General features: G+C 56.3%; 1 protein-coding gene. It reads left to right on the top strand.

What is annotated here, in order from left to right:
- Nucleotides 1-615, top strand: a 615-nt coding sequence (locus ACTHUR_RS15700) for a sulfite exporter TauE/SafE family protein (protein WP_440399574.1), incomplete at both ends; no start/stop codon positions are given.

Consider the following 615-nt stretch of genomic DNA (forward strand, 5'->3'; position numbering starts at 1 on the left):
GTACGTTGATCGTCCCCGTCGTCTTATGGGCATTGCAACTGCAAGGCATAGGCGGCGACCCCTATGCCCAGCATCTTGCCATCGGCACTTCCTTTGCCGTAATGGTGTTTACCACCTTCTCCAGTATGTACGCCCAGCATAAAAAACACGCCATCGATTGGGCAACCGTCCGCCAGATGACGCCGGGCATGATACTCGGCGTACTCCTCGGCGCGGCAACGGCAAAATATATGCCGACGCTGGCTTTGCAGGTTTTCTTTATTGCATTTCTTGCCTTTATCGCCCTCAAAACCCTACGCGATTCCAAACCCAAACCTTCACGCACCCTGCCTGCCCTCCACGGCCTGACAGCCGTCGGCACGCTTTTTGGGGCGGCTTCGAGTTGGGTCGGTATCGGGGGCGGTTCGCTATCCGTTCCATTCCTGCTGTATTGCAACTTTCCGGCGCACCGTGCCATCGGCACATCTTCAGGTCTGGCATGGCCGATTGCGATTGCCGGCACCATCGGCTATTTTGCCAACGGTTTGCATATTGCCAACCTGCCTGAAGGCGCGGCAGGCTTTATCTATCTTCCGGCTGTGGCCATATTGAGCATTGCCACCATCCTCTTTGCTC

The sequence above is a fragment of the Neisseria sp. P0021.S007 genome, from assembly GCF_051956855.1.